Source organism: Microbacterium plantarum, from assembly GCF_035231185.1.
Taxonomy (GTDB): domain Bacteria; phylum Actinomycetota; class Actinomycetes; order Actinomycetales; family Microbacteriaceae; genus Microbacterium; species Microbacterium plantarum.
This window is the reverse complement of the sequence record NZ_CP141117.1, coordinates 925,862-950,919: the sequence shown is the minus strand read 5'-3', so window position 1 is coordinate 950,919 and position 25,058 is coordinate 925,862. Positions and strand designations below refer to the sequence as shown.

Annotated in this window: 24 protein-coding genes and 1 tRNA gene; 11 read left to right on the top strand and 14 right to left on the bottom strand. The window is 71.1% G+C overall.

All coding sequences use genetic code 11. The features are described 5' to 3' along the window. Positions 1-5 precede the first annotated feature (5 nt). Both VC184_RS04505 and VC184_RS04500 read left to right on the top strand, forming a co-directional pair. Positions 6-1,286 (top strand): DUF58 domain-containing protein, encoded by a 1,281-nt coding sequence (locus VC184_RS04505; RefSeq protein ID WP_323987404.1) that lies wholly within the window; start codon positions 6-8, stop codon positions 1,284-1,286. Continuing rightward, positions 1,276-3,591 (top strand): transglutaminase family protein, encoded by a 2,316-nt coding sequence (locus VC184_RS04500; protein WP_323987403.1) that lies wholly within the window; start codon positions 1,276-1,278, stop codon positions 3,589-3,591. The genes VC184_RS04505 and VC184_RS04500 overlap by 11 nt, the downstream gene beginning before the upstream one ends. A gap of 115 nt (positions 3,592-3,706) precedes the next feature. Here the strand turns inward: VC184_RS04500 and VC184_RS04495 are convergent, their stop codons facing one another. Continuing rightward, the gene (locus tag VC184_RS04495; RefSeq protein ID WP_269266728.1) at positions 3,707-5,104 is read right to left on the bottom strand and encodes a dicarboxylate/amino acid:cation symporter; all 1,398 of its coding nucleotides are present in this window, start codon (positions 5,102-5,104) and stop codon (positions 3,707-3,709) included. 200 nt (positions 5,105-5,304) lie between these two features. Between VC184_RS04495 and VC184_RS04490 the strand changes: the two genes are divergently transcribed. Further along, positions 5,305-5,913, top strand: a complete 609-nt coding sequence (locus tag VC184_RS04490) for an HD domain-containing protein (RefSeq protein WP_323987402.1) — start codon at positions 5,305-5,307, stop codon at positions 5,911-5,913. A 37-nt stretch (positions 5,914-5,950) separates the two neighbouring features. Here the strand turns inward: VC184_RS04490 and VC184_RS04485 are convergent. Continuing rightward, a tRNA-Ser gene (locus tag VC184_RS04485) sits at positions 5,951-6,042 on the bottom strand. A gap of 73 nt (positions 6,043-6,115) precedes the next feature. On the opposite strand from VC184_RS04485, the gene VC184_RS04480 reads away from it, so the two are divergent. From VC184_RS04480 to VC184_RS04470, 3 genes are all read left to right on the top strand, one after another. Then, positions 6,116-7,156 (top strand): lactonase family protein, encoded by a 1,041-nt coding sequence (locus VC184_RS04480; RefSeq protein ID WP_323987401.1) that lies wholly within the window; start codon positions 6,116-6,118, stop codon positions 7,154-7,156. Positions 7,157-7,185: 29 nt separating this feature from the next. After that, positions 7,186-7,962, top strand: a complete 777-nt coding sequence (locus VC184_RS04475) for a siderophore-interacting protein (protein ID WP_323987400.1) — start codon at positions 7,186-7,188, stop codon at positions 7,960-7,962. A 61-nt stretch (positions 7,963-8,023) separates the two neighbouring features. Further along, a complete protein-coding gene (locus VC184_RS04470) occupies positions 8,024-8,659 on the top strand; it encodes an NADPH-dependent F420 reductase (RefSeq protein WP_323987399.1) in 636 nt (211 codons plus the stop codon). Positions 8,660-8,699: 40 nt separating this feature from the next. Here VC184_RS04470 and VC184_RS04465 read toward each other — a convergent pair whose 3' ends face one another. Next, positions 8,700-9,197, bottom strand: coding sequence for a DUF427 domain-containing protein (locus VC184_RS04465; protein ID WP_323987398.1), 498 nt, complete (start codon positions 9,195-9,197; stop codon positions 8,700-8,702). A gap of 10 nt (positions 9,198-9,207) precedes the next feature. Then, complete coding sequence (locus tag VC184_RS04460; RefSeq protein WP_323987397.1) at positions 9,208-9,612, bottom strand: DUF3054 domain-containing protein; 405 nt, start codon at positions 9,610-9,612, stop codon at positions 9,208-9,210. 55 nt (positions 9,613-9,667) lie between these two features. On the opposite strand from VC184_RS04460, the gene VC184_RS04455 reads away from it, so the two are divergent. The 3 genes from VC184_RS04455 (at position 9,668) to VC184_RS04445 (ending at position 13,853) form a co-directional block, all read left to right on the top strand. Then, on the top strand, positions 9,668-10,168 hold the full coding sequence (locus tag VC184_RS04455) for a Type 1 glutamine amidotransferase-like domain-containing protein (RefSeq protein ID WP_323987396.1): 501 nt from the start codon (positions 9,668-9,670) through the stop codon (positions 10,166-10,168). A gap of 97 nt (positions 10,169-10,265) precedes the next feature. Next, a complete protein-coding gene (locus VC184_RS04450; protein WP_323987395.1) occupies positions 10,266-11,981 on the top strand; it encodes an AMP-binding protein in 1,716 nt (571 codons plus the stop codon). A 108-nt stretch (positions 11,982-12,089) separates the two neighbouring features. Beyond that, positions 12,090-13,853: a thiamine pyrophosphate-dependent enzyme gene (locus VC184_RS04445; RefSeq protein ID WP_323987394.1), complete on the top strand. Its 1,764-nt coding sequence runs from the start codon at positions 12,090-12,092 to the stop codon at positions 13,851-13,853. Positions 13,854-13,967: 114 nt separating this feature from the next. Here VC184_RS04445 and VC184_RS04440 read toward each other — a convergent pair whose 3' ends face one another. From VC184_RS04440 to VC184_RS04405, 8 genes are all read right to left on the bottom strand, one after another. Further along, entirely contained in the window at positions 13,968-15,095 is a 1,128-nt protein-coding gene (locus VC184_RS04440; protein ID WP_323987393.1) for a baeRF11 domain-containing protein, read from the bottom strand. 90 nt (positions 15,096-15,185) lie between these two features. Beyond that, positions 15,186-15,740 carry an NYN domain-containing protein gene (locus VC184_RS04435; RefSeq protein WP_112613643.1) on the bottom strand — a complete coding sequence of 185 codons (555 nt, stop codon included), beginning with the start codon at positions 15,738-15,740 and terminating at the stop codon, positions 15,186-15,188. Between the two features lie 47 nt (positions 15,741-15,787). Then, complete coding sequence (locus tag VC184_RS04430) at positions 15,788-16,966, bottom strand: PQQ-dependent sugar dehydrogenase (protein WP_323987392.1); 1,179 nt, start codon at positions 16,964-16,966, stop codon at positions 15,788-15,790. A gap of 9 nt (positions 16,967-16,975) precedes the next feature. After that, entirely contained in the window at positions 16,976-18,373 is a 1,398-nt protein-coding gene (locus VC184_RS04425) for a serine hydrolase (protein ID WP_323987391.1), read from the bottom strand. Positions 18,374-18,525: 152 nt separating this feature from the next. Next, positions 18,526-19,239, bottom strand: coding sequence for an NUDIX hydrolase (locus tag VC184_RS04420; RefSeq protein ID WP_323987390.1), 714 nt, complete (start codon positions 19,237-19,239; stop codon positions 18,526-18,528). Positions 19,240-19,259: 20 nt separating this feature from the next. Further along, positions 19,260-21,002, bottom strand: coding sequence for an ABC1 kinase family protein (locus tag VC184_RS04415; protein ID WP_407667128.1), 1,743 nt, complete (start codon positions 21,000-21,002; stop codon positions 19,260-19,262). A 5-nt stretch (positions 21,003-21,007) separates the two neighbouring features. Continuing rightward, complete coding sequence (locus VC184_RS04410; protein WP_112613635.1) at positions 21,008-21,592, bottom strand: PadR family transcriptional regulator; 585 nt, start codon at positions 21,590-21,592, stop codon at positions 21,008-21,010. A gap of 89 nt (positions 21,593-21,681) precedes the next feature. Then, the gene (locus tag VC184_RS04405) at positions 21,682-22,050 is read right to left on the bottom strand and encodes a winged helix-turn-helix transcriptional regulator (RefSeq protein WP_274177505.1); all 369 of its coding nucleotides are present in this window, start codon (positions 22,048-22,050) and stop codon (positions 21,682-21,684) included. A 96-nt stretch (positions 22,051-22,146) separates the two neighbouring features. Here VC184_RS04405 and VC184_RS04400 point away from each other — a divergent pair, with 96 nt between their 5' ends. Further along, complete coding sequence (locus VC184_RS04400; protein WP_323987389.1) at positions 22,147-23,004, top strand: SDR family oxidoreductase; 858 nt, start codon at positions 22,147-22,149, stop codon at positions 23,002-23,004. 58 nt (positions 23,005-23,062) lie between these two features. Here VC184_RS04400 and VC184_RS04395 read toward each other — a convergent pair whose 3' ends face one another. Continuing rightward, positions 23,063-23,842, bottom strand: coding sequence for an isocitrate lyase/PEP mutase family protein (locus tag VC184_RS04395; protein ID WP_323987388.1), 780 nt, complete (start codon positions 23,840-23,842; stop codon positions 23,063-23,065). A 78-nt stretch (positions 23,843-23,920) separates the two neighbouring features. Next, on the bottom strand, positions 23,921-24,043 hold the full coding sequence (gene ykgO, locus VC184_RS04390) for a type B 50S ribosomal protein L36 (RefSeq protein WP_023951906.1): 123 nt from the start codon (positions 24,041-24,043) through the stop codon (positions 23,921-23,923). Positions 24,044-24,125: 82 nt separating this feature from the next. On the opposite strand from ykgO, the gene VC184_RS04385 reads away from it, so the two are divergent. Continuing rightward, positions 24,126-25,055 carry a GTP-binding protein gene (locus VC184_RS04385; RefSeq protein ID WP_323987386.1) on the top strand — a complete coding sequence of 310 codons (930 nt, stop codon included), beginning with the start codon at positions 24,126-24,128 and terminating at the stop codon, positions 25,053-25,055. Positions 25,056-25,058: the final 3 nt, after the last annotated feature.

Sequence of the window (25,058 nt, the reverse complement as noted above, 5' to 3'; positions counted from 1 at the left end):
CCGCCATGTCCGCTTCTCCCGCCCCGGCTCGACGCCGGCTGCACCCGCTGGGACGCGCTCTCCGACGGATGTGGCCGCTGACGCCGCGCGGGGTCGGCGCGGTCGTCATCGGCATCGCCGCCATCGTCTGCGCCCACGCCTTCGGCGTCGTGGAGCTGGTGTACGTCGGCGTGCTGCTGATCGTGATCGTCGCGCTCGGGTGGGTGTCGCTGTGGTTCGTGCACCGCTACGGGGAGGTATCGCGCTCGTTCTCCCCCGACGTCGCCGCGGTCGGAACCGAGAGCGTCGTCACGGTGCACGCGACGGCGCGCGGCGGTCTGTCCGGCGCGATCGCACGATGGACCGACATCCTGCCCGAAGGCGTGGAGGGCGAGGCCTCCGGGATCGTGGCCGGCGCCGCAGCCCTCGACCACGTCCGGCTGACCTACCGCATCCGGGGCACTCGACGGGGCATCCGCGACGTGGGACCGTTCTCGATCGTCGTCACCGATCCGTTCGGGTTCACGCGTCGCAATGTGCGGGCGGGTGGCGTGGAGCCGATCACGGTCGCGCCGGCGACGGTGACGCTGCCTCCCCTGACGGAGTACCCCGGCGAGGCAGGCGGCAGCCTCCACACCGCGACCCATCAGCTGGGCGAGGGCGCCGACAACCTCATCCCCCGGGCCTACGCCCCCGGCGACTCGATGCGGCGCATCAACTGGCGTGCCAGCGCGCACCACGACGAGCTGATGGTGCGTCAGGAGGAACAGGAATCCACCCCGGAGGCGACCGTCGTGCTCGATCGCGCGGCGGCGCGCTGGGCTCCCGCCGCGTCACGACCGGGCGAGGACCCGACGTTCGAGGCCGCGGTGACCGCCACGATCTCGGCCGCCGCCCGTCTCGCCCGCGAAGGCTACGACGTCACCGTCATCGACACCGATGCGCACCCCATCGGCGCACCCGTCCCGGCGGGAGACATCGTCGCGGTCGAGCAGCTCGCCCTCGACCTCGCGACGATCGTCACCGGATCGGACGACCGTCTGGCCTCGCTCCCCCGCCTCTTCGCGGGCACCGTCGCCGGTCCCGTCGTTGTCGTGTCGGCGCGGGTCACCGCCGCCGATGCCGAGGCCCTGGCACCATTGGTCGCTCACAGCGCGCTCCCCGTGCTGCTGGCCGCCGATTCCTCGGACGACGCCCTCGAGCGGGCGTCCGCGGCCGGCTGGCGGGCCGCCGCCCTCTCCGCCGACGGCGACCTCACCGAGACCTGGCGCGCCGCGACCGAATGGGGGACGGCTCGTGCCCGCTGATCCGTCACGCCGGTTCTGGCGCCGCCCGGCGACGATGCCCGCGCGCGGTGAGCTGACTCGAACCGGTGACGTGCGCCTGGCGACGGCCCTCCTCGTCGCCATCATCGCGGCGATCCTTCCGCTGCTGCGCGTCGTCGCCGCCGGCACGTGGCTCGTCGTCGCGGTCACGGTGGCCGCGGCCGTGCTGCTGGTCGGCATCGGATTGCGACGACTTCGCACGCCCGCCGTCGTCGTGACTCTGACCGAACTGGTGGCCGCCGGCGCGCTCGTCACCGCGGTGTACTTCGGCGACACCGCGTTGCTGCTGGTGATCCCGACGCCCGGAACGTTCGCCGAGGTGCCCTCTCTCGTGGCGGGCGCGAGCGACCAGATCATCAACGGCATCGCGCCGCTCTCGGCGGAGCGGCCACTGTCAGCCCTGGCCGTGACCGGTGTCGCAGCTCTCACGGTGCTGCTCGACCACACCGTCATCACTGCGCGGATGCCCGTGCTGGCGGCCATCGCTCTCGTCGCGGTATGGCTGATCCCCGCCCTGTCCGTCCCTTCCGCCGTCGACCTGGTCGGGTTCGTCGTCTTCGCCGCCGCGCTGCTGCTGCTCATCCGCGCCGAGACCCGGTCTCGCGAGCGCGCCCTCGCCCGATCCGTCGCCGCGGCGGAGAAACCGCGCGGTGAGGCGGCCTCCGCCGCGCGTCCGCACCGCGCGGGAGCGGTGCTCGCCGCCGGCCTGGCCGTGACCGCGATCGTCGCGACCGTCATCGTGGTCCCGGAACTCCCCCGCCCAGCGCCCCGCATCGGAGTCGGCACGGGGCCCGCCACGACCATCAATGCCAGCCTCGAGCTCGGCGACGACCTGCGACGCCCCACGGACGTCGAGGTGCTGACGACGCGCACCAACGCGCCGAGCATGCCGTACCTGCGGGCGGCGACGCTCTCTCGCTTCGATGGCCGGGTGTGGGAGCCCGACCGCGACGAGACCACACCGCTCACCCCCGAAGCGCTCGGTCCCGTCGTCGCCGACCCCGACATCCGTGTGACGGAGTACCAGACCACCGTCAGCATCACCCAGCTCTCCTCCGCCTGGCTGCCGGTTCCCGGCCCGGCCGTGCGCGTCGATGACCTCTCGGGCGCGTGGGAGGCGATGCCATCGAACCGCACGGTCATCGCAGGAGACGCCGTCACGCAGGGCCAGGAATACGTCACGACGACGCACGTCGTGCGACCGACCCTGGAGCAGATCCAGGCGGCCGGGACCACGATCGACGGCCTCCCCGAGACGGTCAGCGAACTGCCCGCCGAGATGCCCGCCTCGATCGAGCGGACGGCGCGCGAGGTGACCGCGACGGCGGAGAACGACTTCGACCGGCTCGCCGCCCTCCAGCGCTGGTTCCGCAGTGGGGAGTTCACGTACTCGCTCGACGCTCCGGTCTCCGACGGGTTCGACGGATCGGGCGTCGATGCGATCGCCGACTTCCTTGAGGTCCGCAGCGGCTACTGCGTGCACTTCGCCTCGGCGTTCGCCGTCATGGCGCGGACACTCGGCATGCCTTCCCGCATCGTCGTCGGATACCTGCCGGGGACGCTGACCGGCCGGGTCGCCGACGGTGAGAGCGTCGCGACGGTGCTCAGCTCGCAGCTGCACGCGTGGCCGGAGGTGTATTTCGCCGGCATCGGCTGGGTGCCGTTCGAGCCCACCAACAGCCTCGGGACCCCCGCCACCTACACGCGATCCACTCAGCCGGTGCCTGACGACGGCGGGCAGGACGTGCCTCCGGCGCCCGCGCCGCAGCAGACGGCGACGGTCGCGCCGGACGGCGTGCCCACGCCGACGCCGACCGCCTCGACGGGGACGGGAGCGGGCTCCGGGACGTCGCCCCTCTCGCTCGTGCTGCCCTACGGCGGAGTCGCCCTCGGCTTCGCGGCCCTCGTGCTGCTGCCGGCCCTCCTCGGAGCGGCGCGGCGGCGGTGGCAGGCGACGGCGGCTGAACGCGGCGATGTGCTGGCCGCGTGGCGCATCGTCCGCGAGAGCGCTCGCGACGTCGGCCTGCGCGTGGACGACGCCGAGAGCCCCCGTGCCCTCGGCATCCGGCTGGCGGCGGTGCCGACGGTTCCCGCGAACAGGATCGAGGCCCTCGTCGCCGCGGTCGAACGCGCGAGCTACGGCGTTCCCGGCAGCGAACGCGACGCGGAGATCGGCCGCGCCGCGGCATCCGACGCCCTCGCCGTCCGCCGCGGGCTGCTCGCGTCCGTCTCGACGCCGCGGCGCATCGGCGCCGTCCTGCTCCCCCGCGCCCTCGTTCACGCCTGACCTACCCGCTACGCGCGCCCCGTGCACGCCGATGGGGCGCACTTCCTGAGGTCGAGCGCAGAAGAAGCTGCGCCGGATGCCGGAAAGTGCGCCCCATCGCGGGTGGGCGCGAGCGTCAGGCCCGGACGGAGGGCTCCAGCTCGTCGGCGCTGTCGTCGGCGAACGGGTCGCCCGAGCGCTCCGCGTCGTACAGCTCGCGGTCGAGGATGCCCTCTCGCTTGGCGACGATCGTCGGCACGAGCGCCTGGCCTGCGACGTTGACCGCGGTGCGCCCCATGTCGAGGATCGGGTCGATCGCCAGCAGCAGGCCGACGCCCTCGAGCGGCAGGCCCAGGGTCGTGAGCGTCAGTGTGAGCATGACGGTCGCGCCGGTCGTACCCGCCGTCGCCGCCGAGCCGACCACCGACACCACCACGATGAGCAGGTACTGCACCGCGTTGAGCTCCAGGCCGAAGAACTGCGCGACGAAGATCGCGGCGATCGCCGGGTAGATCGCGGCGCAGCCGTCCATCTTGGTCGTCGCCCCGAACGGCACGGCGAACGAGGCGTACTCGCGCGGGACACCGAGGTTGCGCTCCGTGACGCGCTGCGTGAGCGGCAGCGTGCCGATCGAGGAACGCGAGACGAACGCGAGCTGCACGGCGGGCCAGACACCCGAGAAGTACTGCCGGATCGACAGGCCGTGGGTCTTCAGCAGCACCGGGTACACCACGAACAGCACGAGCGCGAGGCCGATGTAGATCGCCACGGCGAACCAGAGCAGCGTCGTGAGCTTCTCCCAGCCGTAGGTGACGACAGCGGATCCGATGAGGCCGAGGGTGCCGATCGGGGCGATGCGGATGATCCACCAGAGCACCCGCTGGACGACCTTCAGGGCCGACTCGGTGAACGACACGAACGCCTCGGCGCGCTTGCCGAGCTTGAGGGCGGCGATGCCGATCGCGACCGAGATCACGATGATCTGGAGCACGTTGTACCCGACGCTCGAGCTCGCGGCACCCGTCTCGGGGTTGATCGAGGTCGACACCGACAGTCCGAGGAAGTTCTGCGGGATGAGGCCCGTGAGGAAGCTCCACCACGAGCCGACGCTCGAGGGGACGTCGGGCGTGAGCTCACCGGCGTCGACACGCGCGCCGGGCTGGATCGTGACGCCCAGCACGATGCCGATCGTCACGGCGATCAGCGCGGTGATCCCGAACCAGAGCAGCGTCTGGCCCGCCAGGCGCGCGGCGTTCGTGACGTTGCGCAGCTGCGTGATCGAGGCGACGATCGCGAGGAAGATCAGCGGCACGACCGCCGTGCGCAGCAGTGTGACGTAGCCGCTGCCGATCGTCGACAGCGTCGCGGCGAGCCCGTTCGGGTTGCCCTCGGCATCGGGCCCGAGCTGACGTGCCAGCAGGCCGAGGAGGACGCCCGCGACGAGGGCGATCGTGATCTGGAAGCCGAACGAGCGGTAGAAGGGCTTCTTCCGCTTCGCCGGGGCGGCGGCGTTCTTCGAGGTGGCAGAACTCATGGTGGTGCTCCTGAGAGGGATGACGTCGCGATGGCGACCCACCGACGCTAAACCCGATTCGAGGTCGTCGGGGCCATATGACCCTCCGTGACACCCGCTGACTCCGACACGCCGTCGCTTTCGGGACACGGCCGCTCTGATGTCTGCCGGAGTCGGCAGCGGGGCGGTCCGGGCCGTCGCCGCCACCCCAGAATGAGCGCATGATCCGTGATCTCGACCGTCTCCTCACCCCGCCGACGCCCACCGCCGCGCTGGCTCTCGAAGCGGTGAGTCGATGGTCCTCGCCCGCGCTCGTGAACCACGGCATCCGGTCGTGGGCCTGGGCGCGGCTGCGCGCCGAGGCGCTCGGGCTCGACCACGACCCCGAACTGCTGTTCGTCGCCGCAATGCTCCACGACCTCGGCGTGACGCCCGCGTTCGACGCGCACGAGATGGCGTTCGAATCGGCCGGCGGGGCGGCGGGGTGGCTCTTCGCGGCCGGTGCGGGGTGGCCCCCCGAGCGCCGCGAACGCGTGCGCGAGGTCATCGAGCGGCACATGTGGCTGAGCGTCGACCCGGCACTCGACCCCGAGGGTCACTTGCTGGAGGTCGCGACGAGCCTCGACGTCTCGGGAGTCGCGCCGGAGCTGTGGGATGCCGCGACCCTGCGGGCGGTCACCGAGCGGCATCCGCGCCGAGACTTCACCGCGCAGTTCGCGGGATGCATTCACGCGCAGGCTCGCCGCAAGCCCGGCACCGCCGCGGCCCGGCTCGACGCGTCGGAGCGCATCAGCCAGGGCGGGCGGGTGTGGGACGGCATCCTGGCATGACGAAGGGCGCCACCCGGATGAGTGGCGCCCTTCGTTGTGGCGGAAGTGACAGGATTTGAACCTGCGAGGCGAGTTACCCCGCCTACATGGATTCCAGCCATGCTCCTTAGGCCGCTCGGACACACTTCCGTCGTCGAGTTTATCAGTCCCCGGCGTGCTCGCCCGCCGCGTCGGTCTCGGGCCGCGGAGCTAGGCTCGTGATGTGACTGATTCCTCTCTCGTCCTGGTCGCCAACGCGGGTGACAGCACCATCAGCGTGTTCCGTCTCGACGGCGACGCCCTCGAACGACTCTTCGTCGCCGAAGGCCTCACCGGAACCGGCACCTTCGCCATCGACGGCGAGCGCGACCTCGTCTACGCCGGGGTCAAGGGCGCGTCCTCGGACGAGCCTGCTGCGATCGTCACGCTCACGCTCGATCGCGGCACGGGCGAGCTCACCCCCCTCTCGCGGTTCGCGCTTCCGGAGGGGTCGGTCAGCTACATCGCGCTCACCCGCGGGGGCACGGCGCTGCTCGCTGCGTCGTACGGCGGCGACTACGGCTTCGTCGCCCCGATCACCGACGGCGTGATCGGCGACCCTACCGGCCGCGTCGAGTTCGCCAAGCTCCACTCGGTGCTGCCCTCCTCCGACGGGCGCTTCGCCTACTTCGTCTCGCTCGGCGACGACCTCGTCGGGCAGTTCGCGCTCGGCGACGACCTGACGCTGACTCCGGTCGGCTCGGGCACCGCCGCAGCGCCCGCCGGCAGCGGCCCCCGCCATCTCGTGCTCAACAGCGCCGAGGACGCTGTCTACGTCATGACCGAGTACTCCGGCGAGGTGCTGCACTACATCCGCGATCTGGAGACGGGCGGCCTGCAGCTGCACTCCCGGGCCAACGCGGTCGACCCGGCCGCCGGGCTCGTGCGCGGTGAGATCGGCGGTGACCCCGTCGCCAACCACGCCGTCTGGGGCGCCGACATCCACTTCGGCGCGGACGAGCAGTACCTCTGGACCTCGGAGCGCTCGACGAGCACGCTGGGAGCCGCACCCGTCGCCGAGGACGGCACCGTGCAGGACGTCGCGTCCTTCATCCCCACCGAGCCGCAGCCGCGCGGATTCGTCCTCTCCCCCGCCGGCGACCGCCTGATCGCGGCGGGCGAGAAGTCGCGCACGGTCTCGCTCTACGCCGTCGACGGTGCCGAGCTGACGCTGCTCGAGCAGGCCGAGACCGGCGCGGGCGCGAACTGGGTCCGCTTCGCCTGACCCGCGGCGCCCCGGGTACCGTGGATGAGGTGGCCCTCTCCTCTCGCACCGCTCCCCGTACCCCGCGCCCGAGCATCGAGCTCGAGGTCGTCGGAACCGAACGCCTCTCGGCGCACCTGGTGCGCGTGACCCTCGGCGGCGAGGGCTTCGCTGCGTTCCAGAACCGGCCCGAGACCGATAAGTACGTCAAGCTGAAATTCACGACCCCCGCGCCCGAGTCGGCGCCGGTCACTCGGACGTACACGGTCCGTCGGGTGGATGCCGTCGCCGGCACGCTCTCGATCGACTTCGTCGTCCACGGCGACGAGGGCCTCGCCGGACCGTGGGCGGCGCGCGCGCAGGTGGGCGACCGGATCGAGCTGATGGGACCGGGCGGCGGCTACGCCCCGGATGCCGCAGCCGACTTCCACCTCTTCGCCGGTGATCTGTCGGCCGCTCCGGCCATCGCGGCGACGCTCGAGGCCCTGCCGTCGGATGCGGTCGGACACGCGTTCATCGAGGTGGAGTCCGACGACGCGATCCTCGCCCTCGAGGCGCCCGCCGGGGTAGAGGTTGAGTGGATCGTCGACCCCACCCACGATCCCGAGGCTCTCGCCGCCGTCGTGCGGCAGTACGACTGGCCGGCGGGCGACGTGGAGGTCTTCGCCCACGGCGAGCGCGAGTCGATGAAGGCTCTGCGACGCGTGCTCTTCGACGAGCGCGGACTCGAGCGCGGCCGGGTATCGTTGTCGGGCTACTGGGCCCGGGGCCGGAACGAGGACCGGTTCCAGGCGGAGAAGCGCGAGCCCATCGGGCAGATCCTCTGACCAACCCGGTCTCTGCAATCGTGCGGGAATGCCGGGACCGGCTCCGGCGGTTCACTCCCCCATGACAACTGTGGGAATCATCGGAGCAGGACACATCGGAAGCGCTCTCGCCGAAGGGCTGGTCGCACGCGGCTACGACGTCGTGATCGCCAATTCGCGCGAGCCTGAGACGCTCAGCGACCTCGTCGCGCGGCTCGGCGAGCGCGCACGGGCGGCGACCGCGCAGGAAGCTGCCGAGGCGGCGGATTGGGCCGTCGTGACGGTGCCGCTGAAGGCACTCGAAGACGTCCCCGCCGAACCGCTCGCCGGCAAGATCGTGCTCGACACGAACAACTACTACTGGGAGCGCGACGGCCGCATCGCCGAGCTCGAGGAGAAGCGCACCACGACCTCCGAGATCGCCCAGCGGCACTTCGCCGAGTCGAAGGTCGTGAAGGCGTTCAACCACATCCCCGCCGCCGACATCAACGCCGGAGGCTCCCCCGCCGGCACCCCCGACCGTCGAGCGCTCGCGACCGCGAGCGACCACCCGGATGCCGTCGCGCACGTCACCGCGCTCTACGACGAGTTCGGCTTCGACACCGTCGACATCGGTTCGCTCGCCGAGAGCTGGCGCGTCGAGCGCGACCAGCCCGCCTACGTCGTCCGGCAGAACGCCGACGAGCTGCGCTCCAACCTCGCCCGCGCCCAGCGCTGATCGAAGCGTCGCAACGCCCACGCGGGCCTGTTCGAGCGGATCACCATCCCATCGAACCCGGGATGCCCTTGAACGGGCCCGCGAGGTTCGACGTCACCCAGCCGCCGTAGAAGCCGCCGGGCTGAGGCACGACGACCTCGCCGTCGACCGTGCACCGCTCCATCCCTCCCGCATAGACGGCGACGCGGCCGACGAGCTCCTCATAACCCGGCGACGGGTTCGGGTACCCCCACGCGGCGCGCTCGCGTACCGCCGTGCCGCGCACGACATCGAAGTACTCGGCTGCGCCCTTGAACTCGCAGTACGAGCTGCCTGCCGCCGGGACCAGCGAGCCGGGCACGAACGCTGCGGCCGGCAGGTAGTACACGGGCGGATGGCTCGTCTCGAGCACCCGCACCACGTCGTCGGTGTCGACGATCGTGACAGCGGCGAAGTCGATCGTCACGCGCGAGTGAACGCGTTCGAGGCGGGGCGGACGGGGATAGTCCCAGACGGACTCCTGTCCGGGACCGACAGGATCGGGAGTGGGGCGGCGCATGCCCGACAGGTTACGCGCGGCGAGCGACATCCCGGCTGCGAGACCGCTCACCGCGGTGCGAGCGCAGCGAACGGATGCCGCGGGCGACGAGGCGCCATCCGACCAGAAGCGCGAGCAGCGTCAGCGTCGCGACGATCACGAACGGCAGCGCCGTCCCCTGACCCGACACGGCGCGAAGCAGCATCCCGCTGACGACAGTGACCGCCCACACGACGAGACCCGTCGGCACGATCCCGGTCGGCGATCGCCATGCCCGCACGGCCACCCACGCCACCAGCAGGCCGGCGAGGAACGGCCACGAGGTCTGCCAGAGGCCTGCGAGCACATCGGAGTCATGGCTCGCCCGGCCCGTCGCCGCGAACGCCACCACGAGGACGGCATCGAGCAGGAAGGCGAGGACGGACGCACGGATCATGTCCCCATCCTCTCCCGCCACAGCGGTGTCGGCCGCCCTCGATAGCGTCGCAGGCGTGCGACTGCTCCTCCTCTCCCTGCATCCCGGCGCGCTGAGCTCGTTCCTCGACGGCTGTGACCGTCCGGGCCCGATCGTGTACATCGACGACGCGCAGGCGGCGTTCCGCGATGCGCCCTTCGTCGCCGCCGGAAACACCTTCGCTCTGCTCGAAGCCCTGCGGATCTCCGGCAACGACGACGTCCTCGTCGACCACGTCCGGCGTGGGCTCCCGTACATCGGACTCAGCGCCGGATCGATCGTGGCGGGACCGGATGTGACGCCCGCATCGCTCATGGACGATCCTGCCGACGGTCCCGCGCTCGAGAACCACGAAGGGCTCGACCTGATCGACGTCACGCCGATCCCCCACGCCGACGGAGCACTGCCGCCCTACCCGCCCGAGCTGATCCGCCGCACCGTCGACACCTACGGATCGGACTTCGCGCTCCTCCCGCTGCGCGACGATCAGGCCCTGCTCGTCGAGGACGGCAGCGCCACGGTGATCGCCTCGCGCTGAACCTGCGCATCCCATGCTTCGCCCAGCATCCGCTCCTTCCTAGACTCGGAAGGCGTCCGCCGCGCCTGCTCCGGACGAGAGAACAGATCCGAGGCCCATGTCTTCTCCCGATGCGACGGCGGCGACGGCCGCATTCCGCGCCGCCCGCGACTTCCTGCTCGACAACGCGCACTCCCCCGAGGCAGCCCACGCCGGGTTCAGCTGGCCCGACGTCGGCGACCACTTCAACTGGGCCGTCGACTGGTTCGACGCCATCGCCTCGGGCAACGACCGCATCGCCCTGCACGTCGTCGACGAGGACGGTAGCGAGACGCGGGTCACGTACGACGAGATGCGTCGTCGCTCCAACCGCGTCGCCAACTGGCTCACGGGCCTGGGCGTCGGGCACGGCGATGCCGTCATGCTCATGCTCGGCAACCGTGTCGAGCTGTGGGAGGCGATGCTGGCGATCCTCAAGATCGGTGCCGTCATCCTGCCGACCTCCGTCGTGCTGGGCGCCGACGACCTCCTCGAGCGCGTCGACCGCGCCGACATCCGCGCCGTCCTCGCCGACCCGGTCGACGCTGCCAAGTTCGACGGGATCGCGGGCGGCTTCGAGCGCATCGTCGTGGGTGGCGAGCGTCCGGGATGGCACTCGTTCGCGGACGCGGCCGACGCCGACGACGCGGCACCCGGTGTCGTCGTGGCCTCCGATGATCCGGCCATCGTCTACTTCACCTCCGGCACCACGTCGCGACCCAAGATGGTCGTGCACACGCACGTAAGCTATCCGGTGGGTCACCTGTCGACGACGTACTGGATCGGCGTCCGTCCCGGCGACATCCACATGACGATCAGCGCCCCCGGCTGGGGCAAGCACGCGTGGAGCCTGTTCTTCGCGCCGTGGATCGCCGAGGCGACGATCTTCGTCTACAACTACTCCCGCTTCGACGCCGCACGCCTGGTCGATCAGCTCGACCGCAACGACGTGAACACCTTCTGCGCCCCGCCGACGGTCTGGCGCATGCTGATTCAGGCCGACCTCGAGAAGCGCCCCCGCGCACTGCGCGAGCTTCTCTCGGCGGGCGAGCCCCTCAACCCCGAGGTGATCGACACGATCCAGCGCTGGTGGGGACTGCAGATCCGCGACGGCTACGGGCAGACCGAGCTGACGGCGGTCATCGGCAACACCCCGGGAGTCGCCGTCAAGCCCGGCGCGATGGGACGCCCGCTCCCGGGCAACGACATCGTGCTGATCGACCCGCTCACCGGACGCATCGGAGATGAGGGCGAGATCTGCCTGCCGACCGCGCCGACCCGTCCGCTCAACCTCATGCCCGGCTACCTCGGCGAGCCCGAGCGCACCGCCCGGGTCGACCACGACGGCTATTACCACACGAGCGATGTCGCCGTCCGCGACGCCGACGGACAGCTGACGTTCGTCGGACGCACCGACGACGTCTTCAAGGCCAGCGACTTCAAGGTCTCGCCCTTCGAGGTGGAGTCGATCCTGTTGACGCACCCCGCGGTGGCCGAGGCGGGCGTCGTCGGGGCGCCCGACGCCGTACGGCTCAACATCGTGAAGGCGTACGTGGCGCTCGCGGCATCCTGGGAGGAATCCGCCGAGACCGCGCGGGCGATCCTCGCGCACGCCCGCGAGCACATGCCGCCGTACATGCGGGTGCGCCGTGTCGAGTTCTTCGAGCTGCCCAAGACGATCTCGGGCAAGATCCGCCGGGTCGAGCTGCGCGAGCGCGAGGTGGCCGCGGCGGATGCCGGCGAGCGCGCGACGACCGAGTGGCGCGAGTCGGACTTCCCCGACCTCAAGGGCTGAAGCGCGGGTCGCCTGCCGCTCAGGCGAGCCATTCGCAACCCCTGGCACGCGCACAGGCGGCGGGAGAAGACTGAGGGTGTCCCGACAGCCTCAGCAGAAGGAGCCCCCGTGCCGCAGAACATCGCCGAACAGATCGTCGCTCAGCTGATGGATGCGGGGGTGAAGCGGATCTACGGCATCGTCGGCGACTCGCTCAACCCGATCGTCGACGCGGTGCGACGAACCGGAGGCGCGGCGGAGGGCGGGATCGACTGGATCCACGTCCGCCACGAGGAGGCCGCCGCGTTCGCCGCCGCCGCTGACGCCGAGCTCACCGGCGAGCTGGCGGTGTGCGCGGGCAGCTGCGGTCCCGGCAACCTGCACCTGATCAACGGACTGTTCGACGCGCAGCGATCGGGTGTGCCGGTGCTCGCGATCGCCAGCCACATCCCGAGCCTCCAGATCGGGTCGGGGTACTTCCAGGAGACGCATCCCGAGCGCCTCTTCACCGAGTGCAGCGACTACTGCGAGATGATCCTGACGCCCGAGCAGTCGCCGCGCGTCGTGAACTCCGCGATCCGTCACGCCACCGCGGGGTCGTCCGTCTCGGTGATCGTGCTGCCCGGTGACCTCGCCGAGTTGCACTCGACCGGCGAGTTCCCGCCATTCGTCGCCGCTCGCCCCGGTCGCATCGCGCCGGACGAGCGCAGCGTCGCCGACCTCGCGGCCGCCATCGACAAGGCCGAGAAGATCGCGATCTTCGCGGGCGAGGGCGTACGCGACGCCCGCGAGGAGGTCATCGCGTTCGCCGAGCACCTGCAGGCACCGATGGGGCACTCGCTGCGCGGCAAGCAGTGGATCCAGTGCGACAACCGGTTCGACGTGGGCATGTCGGGTCTGCTCGGCTACGGCGCCATCGACCACGCGATGCACGAGGTCGATCTCCTCCTCATGGTGGGCACCGACTTCCCCTACGACCAGTTCCTCCCCGACGGCGCGAAGACCGTCATCGCGCAGATCGACGTCGATGCCCAGCGGCTCGGACGTCGAGCGGGCGTGACGCATCCCATCCACGGCGATGTCGGCCTCACCCTCGCGGCCCTGCGCGCACGGACCGCTGCGAAGACCGACGACACGTTCCTCGAACACACGCTCAAGCGGTATCGGAAGGCGATGAAGGACTCGGTGGCGGCGTACACCGACTCGGATGCGCAGCCGATCCATCCCGAGCGCGCCATGTCGGTCATCGACCGGGTCGCGGCATCCGACGCCGTCTTCACCGCCGACACCGGCATGGGCAACGTCTGGCAGGCCCGCTATGTCACTCCCGGGCCCGAGCGCCGTCTGCTGGCGTCGTGGCGGCACGGGTCAATGGCCAACGCCCTCCCCCATGCCTTCGGAGCGCAGATGGCGTATCCCGACCGGCAGGTCATCGCGATCGCGGGCGACGGCGGACTCTCCATGCTCCTCGGTGAGCTCATCACCGTCGCCGCCTACGACCTGCCGCTGAACGTCTTCGTCTTCAACAACTCGACGCTCGGGATGGTCAAGGCCGAGATGCTCGTCGCCGGCTTCCCCGACTTCGGCGTCGACGTGCCGATGGTGGACTTCGCCGCCGTCGGGCGCGCGCTCGGGTTCCACGCGCAGCGCGTGACCGACCCGGCAGACCTCGAGGTCGCCGCCTCCGCCGCCCTCGCGCACCGCGGTCCGTCCATCGTCGACATCGTCACCGACCCCGATGCCCTCTCGATGCCGGCGTCGATCACCGCCGAGCAGGTCGCGGGCTTCGGGATGTCGATGGCGAAGATGGTGCTCGGCGCGAAGGACTCCGGGGGCATCGGCGCGGTGCTCGAGACGGCGAAGTCGAACATCAAGCACATCCGCAGCCTCTGACCCCCGCCGGCCCGCGCCTCCGACGAATGTGTCGGCGGACACGGGCGGGGCCGGTGCAGTCTCGCCGCTTCCGCGAGACGACACCAGCCCCGCCGGTCCGACGGGTGTATCGCCTCAGGCGAGGTCGGCGGGCAGCGGGAAGCGCAGCACAGCGGCCACGGGCGCGCCGTCGGGCAGATCGGTGCTGCGGACGGCCCGCACCCGGCCTCCCGAGCGCAGGACGCGCGCGGCGATCTCGTCGAGGATCGCGTAGGTGCTCGGCCCGGCGTCGGGCGCGCGGGTGATGTGCCCGGCCTCGTCGATGACGCCCTCCTGCTCGAAGGCCAGGTCGAACAGCAGCTCGTCGACGGCGGCGGTGCTCGCGGCGACGGCGGCCTCGCGGACGGATGAGGTCGCGAGCCCCTGCGCCCGGAGCGAGCCGAAGCGCTCACGCCACTGCGCGAGCTCATCCTGCTCGTGGGCGTCGAGGATGTCGCGCGCCGCCTGTTCGAGATCGGCGCTCGAGAGCGAGTCCGGGTGCGCGTCGATGCCGCGCTCCAGCAGCAGGCGGTGGGTGTTGACCGCGCGGTAGGCCGGCTCGAGGTCCTGGGATGCGGCGAGGATCAGCGGAACGTCGGCGGGAACGACGCGCACGACGGCGTCCTGGATGATTCGGCTGAACTTCTCGCGCTCGATGCGGTCACCCGTCGTCCCCTGCGGCCTCGGCATGTCGCGCTGGCCGTCGGTCGTGGTGTGCTCGAGCGCGGCCCACAGGTCGTCGGGAAGCTCGAGTCGACGCTCGGTGAGCCCCAGATCGGGCCCGAGTTCGCTGAGGCGGCCGCCCTCGCGCGCCACCTGGATGACGAATGCTCGACGCGGGAACGACACGGCGCGCAGCAGCTGACCGGCGTCGAAGCGGTCGCCGACCGATGCGCGCGCCTCGAGGCGGCTCGGCAGACGGAACGCCTCGACGCGGCCCGGGGATGCGAGCACCACCGTCGAACGCGACTGGCTCTGCCAGAACTCTTCGTCGTCGAGCAGCGCGCGCAGCGATGCGAGCACCGCGTCACGATCGGCGTCGTCGACCTCGGCCTCGGCCAGTTGTCGGGCCGCCTCGTCGATGCCCTCGCGCAGCTGGAGCTGCGCGTGATGCCGATCCGTGGGGATCGGCGACGACGGGGCCACGATCGTCACGCTCGCGGGGTGGCGGGCGCCGATGAGGTCGAGCAGGGATGCGGTCTCAGGAAGATCGGATGCCAACATCGTCTCAGGGTAGGCAGACGACCGCGCGCGGCGTCGAGGGGTTGCATCCAGCCGTGGATGCCGTTAGGTCGTGAACCCGGCGAGACCCGATCAGGCGAGGAACTCCCACGGGTCGAAGGTCTCGATCGGGATGACGCGCACGCGCGGCAGCGGGGCATCGAACGCGTGCACGTCGTACTCGAGGTCGAAGAACTCGACGCCGGGGATGGCCGTCAGCTCGCTGCTGCGGAACTCGGAGAACGCGAGCACGCCCACGCGTCGGTCGGGCCCGGTCAGGGCGGCCACCTCGCCGACGAAGTCACGGTCGTGACTGACGAGCACGACGTCATCGGTCCGCTCCTTCAGCGCCGCGAGCGTGCGCTGGATGGCGATGTCGACGACCTTCTCGTCAGCGTCGCCCGACAGGGGAACCGGCTTGTAGCCGAGTGCCAGCAGAGCCTGCACGAACGACATCGGGAGGTGGTTGCTGGCGTTGAGGAAGAACAGGCCGCGCGCCGGCTGCTTCCACTGCTCGTCGACGAACTGCAGCAGCCGGTCCCAGCGGGGGCGCTCGTCCGGCAGCGGGCGACGGCCGAGGATCGACTGACCGAGCGTCGCGTCGATGTTCTCGCCGTCCACGAGCAGCCACGTCACGCGTTCGGTCATGAGGTCCCCTGTCTGCGGATGTCCTCTGAGAACGCTATCAAGCCGGTTCAGCCCTCGGGCGCGAGCGTGACCCGCGCCAGCCGGTCATCACCGGCCGCCGCGTTCCCGCGGCCGTCGGTGTTGTTCGTGAGCAGCCAGAGTTCGTCGCCCGCGACGACGGCATCGCGGACGCGGCCGAGCTCACCCGGCCAGAGCGCGACCGGCTCGCCGACGAGAGCGCCCGCTTCGACGTCGATCTCCCAGACGCGTTCGCCGCGCAGGCCCGCGACGAAGAGCGTGTTGCCGCGCGCCGCGACGCCGCTCGGGCTCGCCTCCTCGGGCGTCCAGGTGATCAGGGGCGCGATGAAGCGCTCGTCATCCGATTCGCCCTCCACGACGGGCCAACCGTAGTTGCCGCCCGCCTCGATGCGGTTGAGCTCGTCGAAACGGTCCTGTCCGAACTCGCTCGCCCACAGGATGCCGTCCTGGGTCCACGCGAGACCCTGCACGTTGCGGTGTCCGAGGGAGTACACCTCCGACCCGAGAGGGTTGCCCGGGGCGGGCTCTCCCTCCGGCGTCAGCCGCAGGATCTTCCCCGCCAGCGAAGCGGGGTCCTGCGCGGCGTCGGGCTCTCCCGCATCTCCCGTGGCGACGTAGAGCATGCCGTCCGGCCCGAAGGCGATGCGCCCGCCGTTGTGAACGCGGTCGCGCGGAATGCCGTCGATGACGACCTCCGCACCGCCGAGCCGGCGGTCGCCGGCCTCACCCTCCAGCTGCATCCGCACGACGCGATTGTCGTCAGCCGTCGTCACGTAGGCGTAGAGCAGCACATCATCCTCGCCCTTGCGGACCGCGATGCCGAGAAGACCACCCTCGCCGACCGCGGCGGTGAGGTCGATCTCGCCGACGACGCGCGCGAGCCCGTCCGCGTCGACCTCGAGGACAGCACCGTCGTCGCGCTGGCTCACCAGCTGCGTCCCGTCGTCGAGGACGACGACCGACCACGGCACCTCGAACTGGGTGACGACGTCGATCGGACTGCCGGTCGGGCGCCACCAGCCGGGCGAGGCATCGACCGGCGCGGTCGACGTCTCGTCGGGAGTGGGCGTCGCCTCGTGGTCCGGAGGCCGCCGGTCGGCCACGCCGGTGCATGCGGAGAGCAGCAGTGTCGAGGCGAGCAGGGCGCCGGCCACGGCCGCCGGCCGAGACCGGCGAGCAGGGATGCCGGTTCCCGTCGAGCGCGTCATCGTTCCAGGCTACGGGCCGGTGAGGATCGCGGCTGCGTCCTGCGCCCATCCGAGCGCCACGGCAGGGCTCGCGAGCGTGGTGGCGTCGTCGGCGCGCGCGAGCACCGTGATGACGACCGGCGCGGCGCCCTCGCGTTCGAGGTACCACGATCCGGCGAGCACCCCGACCGAGCTGCCGCCCTTGAACGCGACGAACGTCCACTCGTCCCCGAACGCGAGACCGGGATTGGCCGACAGGATGTCGCGGACCGGCGCTCCCGCCTCGGTTCGCGCCCGCTCCTGCAGCGCCTCGTGCGCCGCGGCCAGATCGTCGGGGGTCGCGAACCAGTCGGCGCCGTCGCGCCATCCCGGAGTCGCCGCGGATGCGGCGGAGAGGTCGGGCACACCCGCGGGGAGCCGCTCGATGACGGAGCGACGCGCCTCGGGATCGTCACCCGCTCCACCCCACACTGCGCGGAGGTCGGGGTCGCCGAACAGGAGCCAGAAGAGCTCGCGCGTGGTGAGGAACGGCGTGTTCGCGCCCGGGTCTGCATGCCCCATCGAGACCATCGCCGATTCGACGGCATCGCGCCCGACGGCACGGATGAGCATGTCGGTCGCGGTGTTGTCGCTGATCGCGATCATCTTCTCCGCGGCCTCGAGCACGGTCACCTTCGTGCCGTCGGGACGGTCCTGCAGCTCGCCGCTGGGGAGGCTCCGCACTTCGGCGTCGACGACCAGCTCGTCATCCCAGGTGAGCCGGCCGGCCGCGACGGCGTCGACGACGGCTCCGAGCACCCACAGCTTGAAGACGGATCCGATGGGTCCGGCCGCCTGATCGCCGCCCTCGTAGAGCACCTCGCCGTCGACCTCGCGGACCTGAACGCCGACAGTGAAGGCGGCCTCGTCGATCTGTTGCGTGAGCTCATCCCACGAGGCCGCGGGAGTCCGCTCCGGCTGCGGCGGGGCGAAGAGGAGCATCGCGATGCGAGCGTCGGGGGTCACCGAGATCGACATGTCGTACGTCACCTGCTCGGACTCGATGGTGACGCGGGCCTGGGTCTCGACGCCGTCGTAAGCCACCGCCGACCACGGGGCCGCGGCCTGCATCTGCGTGAACACCTTCTGCAGCTCGGCGGGCGGCAGCTGCTCGAGCGCCGCGTCATCGAAGTGCGTCTCGATGTCGCCGGCATCGGTGGTCTCGTCGCCGTTGATCTCGTCCATCACCCAGCGGACCTGCTCGCCGACCGCGGTGGCGGGAATGTCCACCGAAGCGGCAGACGAGGCCGTTGCTTCGTCGGGTGCGGGGTCGGCCGCGCAGCCCACGAGGACCGCGGCGATCGCAGCAGCGATGGCCACGGCAGCCGGGCGCCGTCGGGAGGCGCGAGCGGACGAGCGGGTCGAAGGGGTATCGATGGGGGAACTCACGCATCCAGCTTGGCGTCGCGCGACTTCGGCCACCTCCCCCCACAGGAGGAGATCGCACCGGCGTTCACGCTCGCCGCGGCATTCGCCGGCTTCGGGGATCCGACGGTGCCGTTCATCGCCAGTCTGTTCCTCGACGCTCGCTACCGGCGCCATCACTGCGGCGGGAGCGGCAGCTCTCGGTCGAGATCCCAGTCCTCGGTCCACCCGAGTTCGGTGAACAGGCCGTCCAGCAGCATCGCCGTGAAACCCCAGACGAGGAACTCTCCGGCATCCTGACGCACGACGAAGCCCGGCCCCCGCCATTCGGCGCCGTCGCGGCGCAGCACCGTGACACCGCGGTTCGCCGGCGCGAGCAGGTCGGCCACCGGCGCTCGGAACACCGCCGCCGACTCCGCGACGTCGACGACGCGAACGGGTGACGGGCGGCGCCACCAGGCGAGCACGGGCGTGACGAGGTGGCGGGAGTACTCCAGCGGCAGCGGCGGAAGCGGGCCGAGCACTTCCACCCCGGCGGTGTCGAGGCCCGTCTCCTCCCGCGCCTCGCGCAGCGCCGCGGCGACGACGTCCTCGTCACCGGGATCCACCCGTCCGCCCGGCAGCGCCACCTGTCCCGGATGCGACCGGAGCGTGGCCGCGCGGGCGAGCAGCAGGACATCGAGATCACGCGAGAGAGCGGCTTCGGGCGCGCGATCGCTCGGACGGTCGTCGAGGATGCCGAAGAGCACGAGCACGGCGGCGGCACGGGTGCCCGGCGCGGCCTCGGACCCATCGAGCAGCCCGCCCCCGGCGAACCCGGGCCGTGCGGCACGCGCCGCGAGCGCGGCGAGCTGTTCGCGCGCACCGGTTGCAGGCGTCTCGAGGGGCATGACCTCAGGCTACCGAGCCGTCAGTCGCGGCGGCCGAACACGCCCGCCAACAGGACGTGCAGCAACGGCAGCGCCGACAGCCCCATGAGTACCGTTCCGAGGGTCTCGTCGTCGGGGCGCAGGAGCACTCCCCCGACCAGCAGTCCCGCGAAGAGGATCCCCGAGACCGCGCGTCGTCCCAGTCGTTCCAGGCGCGACATGCGCCGTTCGAGCCTGCCGCTGTCGAACCCGAGGTTCCCGTCCTCGAGATGCGTGATGAGCCCGTCGAGCCGCTGCGGCAGGCGCATCGTGACGTCGGCGAGGCCCATGGCACGCCGCGCCATGTCGCGCATGAGATCTCCGCGTTCCTCGCGGAGCAGCCGAGCCGCGTACGGCTCCACCGCGTCCCAGAGGTTGAAAGCGGGGTCGATCGAGGTGCACACACCCGACGTGAGCGAGGCGGCCCGGATGACGAGCAGGAAGTTCTCCGGCAGCTGGAAGGGCAACGCGCGGGCGAGCTCGCCGAACTCCCCCGCAAAGTCGCGGAACTCGCGCGGATCGACCTCCTTCAGCTCCGCGAAGCCCATGCCGCCGAAGCGTGCGAACAGCTGCGTCATGGCGCGCTCGAGCTCGCGGACGTCGGCCGAGGGCAGCAGCGCGCCCACCTGCGACATCCCGGCAACGAGCCCGCGGCCGTCGCGAGCCGCGGCCGCGACGAGCACCGTGCGCAGCGCCTCCCGCGTCGAGGGCGATATCTCGCCCATCATCCCGAAGTCGATGAACGTCAGCAGCCAGTCGGGCCGGTCGTCGCGGCCCTGGTCGGGCGGCACCGGCGTGACGAAGACGTTCCCCGGGTGCGGGTCGGCGTGGAAGAACCCGAACCCGAAGAACTGGTCGAACATCACGGAGGCGAACACGCTCGCCACCTCGTGAGGATCGATGCCCGCGGCCCGGAGACCGTCGACGTCGGTGACCTTGATCGCGGTGACGTCGGCGAGCGTCAGGACCCGCGACGTCGAGCGCTCCCAGGCGATCTCGGGAACGGCGACCCGGGGGTTGTCGGCGAACTTCTCCCGAAAGCGTTCGGCATTGGCCGCCTCGTGCCGGTAGTCGATCTCCTCGAGGCTCGTGACGGCGAACTCCTCGACGAGCGCGGGCATGTCCGCGCGGCGCGAGACGAGGCGGATGCGGCGGAGCCATCGGGCGATACGTCGCAGCGCAGCCAGGTCGACGTCGACGATCGTCTGGATGCCGGGGCGCTGCACCTTCACGATGACATCGGTGAACCCCGCGTCGGCGGCCTGCTCCGGCGTCAGCCGGGCGCGATGCGCCTGACCGAGGGATGCCGCGGCCACCGGCTGTTCGTCGAACGACGCGTAGGCGTCGCGCAGCGGCATCCCCAGCTCCGCCTCCGCGGCCGCGCGGATCTGGTCGAAGGGCACCGGCGGCACCTCGTCCTGCAGGCCGGCGAGCTCGGTCGTGATCTCGGGAGGCAGGACGTCGAGCCGGGACGACATGAACTGCCCGACCTTGATCATGAGCCCGCCGAGCTCGACCGCGAGCGCATGGAAACGACGGGCCAGTCGGCGCAGTCGCGCGGTCCGACCCCGTTCGGCGAGGCGCTCCAGGCCGAAGCGGGGCAGGACGATCTCGAACCACCACGTCTGCACGAGTGCGCGCGCGGCGAACCGCAGGATGCGGCGGTAGCGCGAACGCGCGCGCGCATCACCCGGCACCGAGGGGATGCCGGGTGATGCGACGCGATGCGAGTCGGCCGAGGCCACCCGCGTCAGGCCTGCGCGAGCAGGGCGTACAGCTTGCGACGCGCGTCGTCGAGGATCTCGACGGCCTGCTGGACCTGCTCGGGTGATCCGCTGCGGCCGACCTGGGCGGCGGCCTGCGCGAGCTCGACGCCTGCCTTGGGCAGTGCCGTCACGCGGCTGTGGTCGCGGCTCGTGCCCTCCCACGGCGCCGACTTCTCGCCCGCCTCGCCCGCCGCTGCGCGGCCGGCCTCGGTGAGGGAGTAAGTCTTGCGTCCGTTGGACTCCTGGGCGCTGACGAGGCCCTCGTCGGCGAGCAGCTGGAGGGTCGGGTACACCGAGCCGGCGCTGGGCTTCCAGGACCCGCCGCTGCGCTCCTCGATCTCGTGGATGATCTGGTAGCCGTGCATGGGCTGCTCGGCGAGGAGGGCGAGCACGGCGGCGCGGACGTCGCCGCGTCCGACCCGGGTGTTCACCTTCTGCTCGAAGGTCGACTTCAACTGGTCGAACGCTTCGAACACGTTGTTTCCGAGATCGGAGACGTTGAATCCGCCGCGACCTCCGAAGATGTTGTCACGGCCGCCGAAACCGCCGGTGGGGAATGTTCCGCTCATGCTGACCTCCCGGTCGTCGATACGTTAGCGATACCTGACGATATATCGTTACCGCCACGGACGACAGGGTTCGCATGGAATACCCAGCCTCACTCGCCGCGGTCGACGATCTCGTCCGCGTGCGCCGCGATCCACTCCATGAGAGGCATCATCCGCTCCATCAGCTCGTCGCCACGTTCGGTCAGCGAGTACTCGACGCGGGGCGGGACCTCGGGGTACGCGGTGCGGTTGACGATGCCGTCGGATTCGAGCGTTCGCAGCGTCGAGGCGAGCATCTTCTCGCTGATGCCCGTGACCGAGCGACGCAGCTCACCCCATCGGGCGGTGCCGTCGGTCAGAGCCATCAGGACGAGCACACCCCATTTGCTCATGACGTGGTCGAGTACGACTCGCGTCGGGCAGTTCTCCGTGAACACTTGATCGGATGTCGCCCGGATCTGCGCGAAACTCACTGCCATGTAGGTAGCTTACCGAAAAGTGGGTACCCATCGTCTGGAATGTTTGCCCGCCCCGAAACGGTTCACCCGAGCATCACCCGATCGAAAGGATCACCGATGACCATCCTCATCACCGGAGCGAGCGGACAGCTCGGCCGCCTCGTCGTCGACGCCCTGCTCGCCCGCGGCGCCGCCCCTGACACCGTCGTCGTGGGAGCGCGCGACGTCGCGAAGATCGCCGATCTGGCGGACCGCGGGGTGCGCACCGCCCGCGTCGACTACGACGACCCGGCCTCGCTGCGCGAAGCGCTCGCGAACGTCGACAGCGTCCTGCTGATCTCGGCGTCCGAGCCGGGCAGGCGCTTCGCGGGCCACAAGAACGTCATCGACGCTGCCGCCGCGGCAGGCGTCTCTAAGCTCGTCTACACCAGCGCCCCGAAGGCGACGACCTCCGAGTGGGCCCTCGGCGCCGAGCACAAGGCGACCGAGGAGGCCATCGCGGCCAGCGGCGTTCCTGCCGTCGTGGTGCGCAACAACTGGTACATCGAGAACTACGTGCCCGACGTCCAGCGCGCCGCCGAGAACGGTGTCATCGCGGCATCCGTCGGCGACGGCCGGATCGCGCCGGCCTCGCGCGCAGACTTCGCCGAGGGCGCGGCCGTCGTCCTCCTCGAGGACGGCCACCTCGGCGAAACATACGAGTTCGCCGGAGACACCCGTATCGGGTACGACGCGATCGCCGCCGCGGCCTCCGAGGTGCTCGGTCGCGACGTGACGTACGCCCGCGTCTCGACGGACGACCATGTCGCCGCCCTCGAGAGCGCCGGACTCGACGCCGGCACCGCGCAGTTCGTCGCCGGGATCGACACCGGCATCCGCGACGGCGTTCTCGACGTGGACGACCACACCCTCTCGCGCCTCATCGAGCGACCGACGACGTCGTTCGCCGACGGGCTTCGCGCCGCGCTGGCCTGAGCCGCGGCATACCGGCGCGCACCCACCTCGGGGGCGGTGCGCGCCGGCTCTGCGGGCCTCAGTTCAAGGGACGCGTGGACGGCGGGATGACCCCGTTGGCGTACAGCTGCTGGGCGACATCCTGCAGCGCCGTCAGAGCGACCCGCTGTGTCGTCGGGCCGTAGGAGATGCGGGCGACGCCGAGATCCTCGTACTCCGCCGCGGTCAGCGCACCGGGAAGCCCGATGACGCTGAGCTTGCGCTCACCCAGACCCTCCACGAGGCGCCGGGTGATGTCGGCGTCGAGGATGCCCGGGACGAACACCAGGTCGGCGCCGGCGTCGAGATACGCGCGACCGCGCTCGATCGCGTCGGCGATCGACTCCTCGGTCGACCGGTCGCCCGCGCGCACGAAGGCGTCGGTGCGGGCATTGAGGGCGAACCGGACGCCCTCGGCCTCCCCCGCCCGGACGATGGCCTCGACCGCGCGGACCGAGTCCGCCAGCGGCTGCAGGCGGTCTTCGACGTTCGCACCCACGATGCCCACGCCGATGGCCCGGCGCGTCGTCTCACCGGGGTCGCCGAAGCCCGCGTCGAGGTCGGCCGACACCGGGACGTCGCCCGCCACCGCGACGATGCGGCCCACCATGTCGAGCACGATCTCGAGCGGGATGTCGGTGCCGTCCTCGTATCCGAAGGATGCCGCGATCGAGTGACCGGCCGTAGCGATCGCACGGGTCTCCGGCAGAGCCAGGATGGCCTCGGCCGACACGACGTCCCACACGTTCACCACCCGCAGGATCTCGGGGGCGGCATGGAGGGCGGACAGGGTCTGGGCTCGCTCAGCGGGAGTGCTCATGCCGCTCACGCTAATCGTGCGGCCCAGCCGGAGGGCATATGTTGCGCGGATCGACGGCACGTGTCATCGGGCCGCGCCTCAGCCCTGGCGCCCCTTGAAGCGCGGGTTGAGCTTGTTGATGACGTACACGCGGCCACGGCGGCGCACGACCTGCGCGCCGGGCTGGTTCTTCAGCGACTTGATGGATGCGCGAACCTTCACGATGACCTCCTATTGAGAACTGTTATCAACAACAAGGTACGGTGGAGGATCGATCGCCACAACTCGAGCCGGAGAGAACACCGTGACCACTCACCTCGCCGTCACCGGCGTCTGCAGCGCCGAACGCCGTCGTTACGCCCGTCTGTGCGTCATCGCCGGGCGCCACCGCTCCCTCCGCGTCGTCGATCTCGCCAGCGACGCCGACCCCGCTCACGTCCACGCCACCGTGCACGGCATGCCGTCGCTCTGCGTGCTCGATGCCCGCCACGCGATCGACGACCTGCGCGACGAGGCGCCGCTGCGTCGGGCCGTCCCGCACGGAGACGGGCGAGCCGACGTCGGCGCACGCGCGCGGTTGGCGGCGCAGCTGATCGAGGCGGCGAGCGCCGTCGTGATCGTCAACTGGGAACGGATGCCGACGGCCGACCTCTCGATCCTCATGGCGCTCGCGTCGCACCTGGCGCCGACCGCCCGCATCCGGCTCAGCCGCGGCGTCGTCGACGACCTCTCCGCGCTCGGTTTCGGCACCACCCTCCCCCTGCGGGACGCGGGCGACCGCGCCGGATGGACGCGTGCCCTCAACGGCGAGCACGATCCGTTCCTCACCGATCGGCGCGTCGCCACGATGCGCTACGAGCAGTTGCGCCCGTTCCACCCCGGCAGGCTCGTGCTGGCTCTCGATCTGCTCGATTCCGGCTCGTGCGGACTCGTTGTGCGATCGGTCGGAGTCTGCTGTCTCGCGACGCGAGCCGCCACCCCAGCCCGATGGGAGCAGGCGGGTTCGGCCATGTGGATCGATCCGACCGAGGCGGGTCACGGGCTGGACGACGTCGGCCAGGACATCGCCCTGACGGGCATCGACCTCAACACCGCCGCTGTGCGGCACGTCCTGGATGCCGCCGTGCTCGACGACGCCGAGCTGTCGGCGGGCCCGATGGCCTGGCGACGGCTGCCCGACCCCCTGCCCGAATGGAACGTGGCGGTCGGGTCCGAGGACCCGACCGCCGACTGAGCC

Bases quoted from the DNA above. Each gene is read 5' to 3' on its own strand.
- VC184_RS04435 (WP_112613643.1), bottom strand. From the start codon at position 15,740: ATGACCGAACGCGTGACGTGGCTGCTCGTGGACGGCGAGAACATCGAC.
- VC184_RS04420 (WP_323987390.1), bottom strand. From the start codon at position 19,239: ATGCCCCTCGAGACGCCTGCAACCGGTGCGCGCGAACAGCTCGCCGCG.
- VC184_RS04495 (WP_269266728.1), bottom strand. From the start codon at position 5,104: ATGAGTTCTGCCACCTCGAAGAACGCCGCCGCCCCGGCGAAGCGGAAG.
- VC184_RS04410 (WP_112613635.1), bottom strand. From the start codon at position 21,592: ATGAGCGGAACATTCCCCACCGGCGGTTTCGGCGGCCGTGACAACATC.
- VC184_RS04450 (WP_323987395.1), top strand. From the start codon at position 10,266: ATGTCTTCTCCCGATGCGACGGCGGCGACGGCCGCATTCCGCGCCGCC.
- VC184_RS04505 (WP_323987404.1), top strand. From the start codon at position 6: ATGTCCGCTTCTCCCGCCCCGGCTCGACGCCGGCTGCACCCGCTGGGA.
- VC184_RS04430 (WP_323987392.1), bottom strand. From the start codon at position 16,966: ATGACGCGCTCGACGGGAACCGGCATCCCTGCTCGCCGGTCTCGGCCG.
- VC184_RS04460 (WP_323987397.1), bottom strand. From the start codon at position 9,612: ATGATCCGTGCGTCCGTCCTCGCCTTCCTGCTCGATGCCGTCCTCGTG.
- VC184_RS04490 (WP_323987402.1), top strand. From the start codon at position 5,305: ATGATCCGTGATCTCGACCGTCTCCTCACCCCGCCGACGCCCACCGCC.
- VC184_RS04465 (WP_323987398.1), bottom strand. From the start codon at position 9,197: ATGCGCCGCCCCACTCCCGATCCTGTCGGTCCCGGACAGGAGTCCGTC.
- VC184_RS04400 (WP_323987389.1), top strand. From the start codon at position 22,147: ATGACCATCCTCATCACCGGAGCGAGCGGACAGCTCGGCCGCCTCGTC.
- VC184_RS04395 (WP_323987388.1), bottom strand. From the start codon at position 23,842: ATGAGCACTCCCGCTGAGCGAGCCCAGACCCTGTCCGCCCTCCATGCC.
- VC184_RS04440 (WP_323987393.1), bottom strand. From the start codon at position 15,095: ATGTTGGCATCCGATCTTCCTGAGACCGCATCCCTGCTCGACCTCATC.
- VC184_RS04470 (WP_323987399.1), top strand. From the start codon at position 8,024: ATGACAACTGTGGGAATCATCGGAGCAGGACACATCGGAAGCGCTCTC.
- VC184_RS04405 (WP_274177505.1), bottom strand. From the start codon at position 22,050: ATGGCAGTGAGTTTCGCGCAGATCCGGGCGACATCCGATCAAGTGTTC.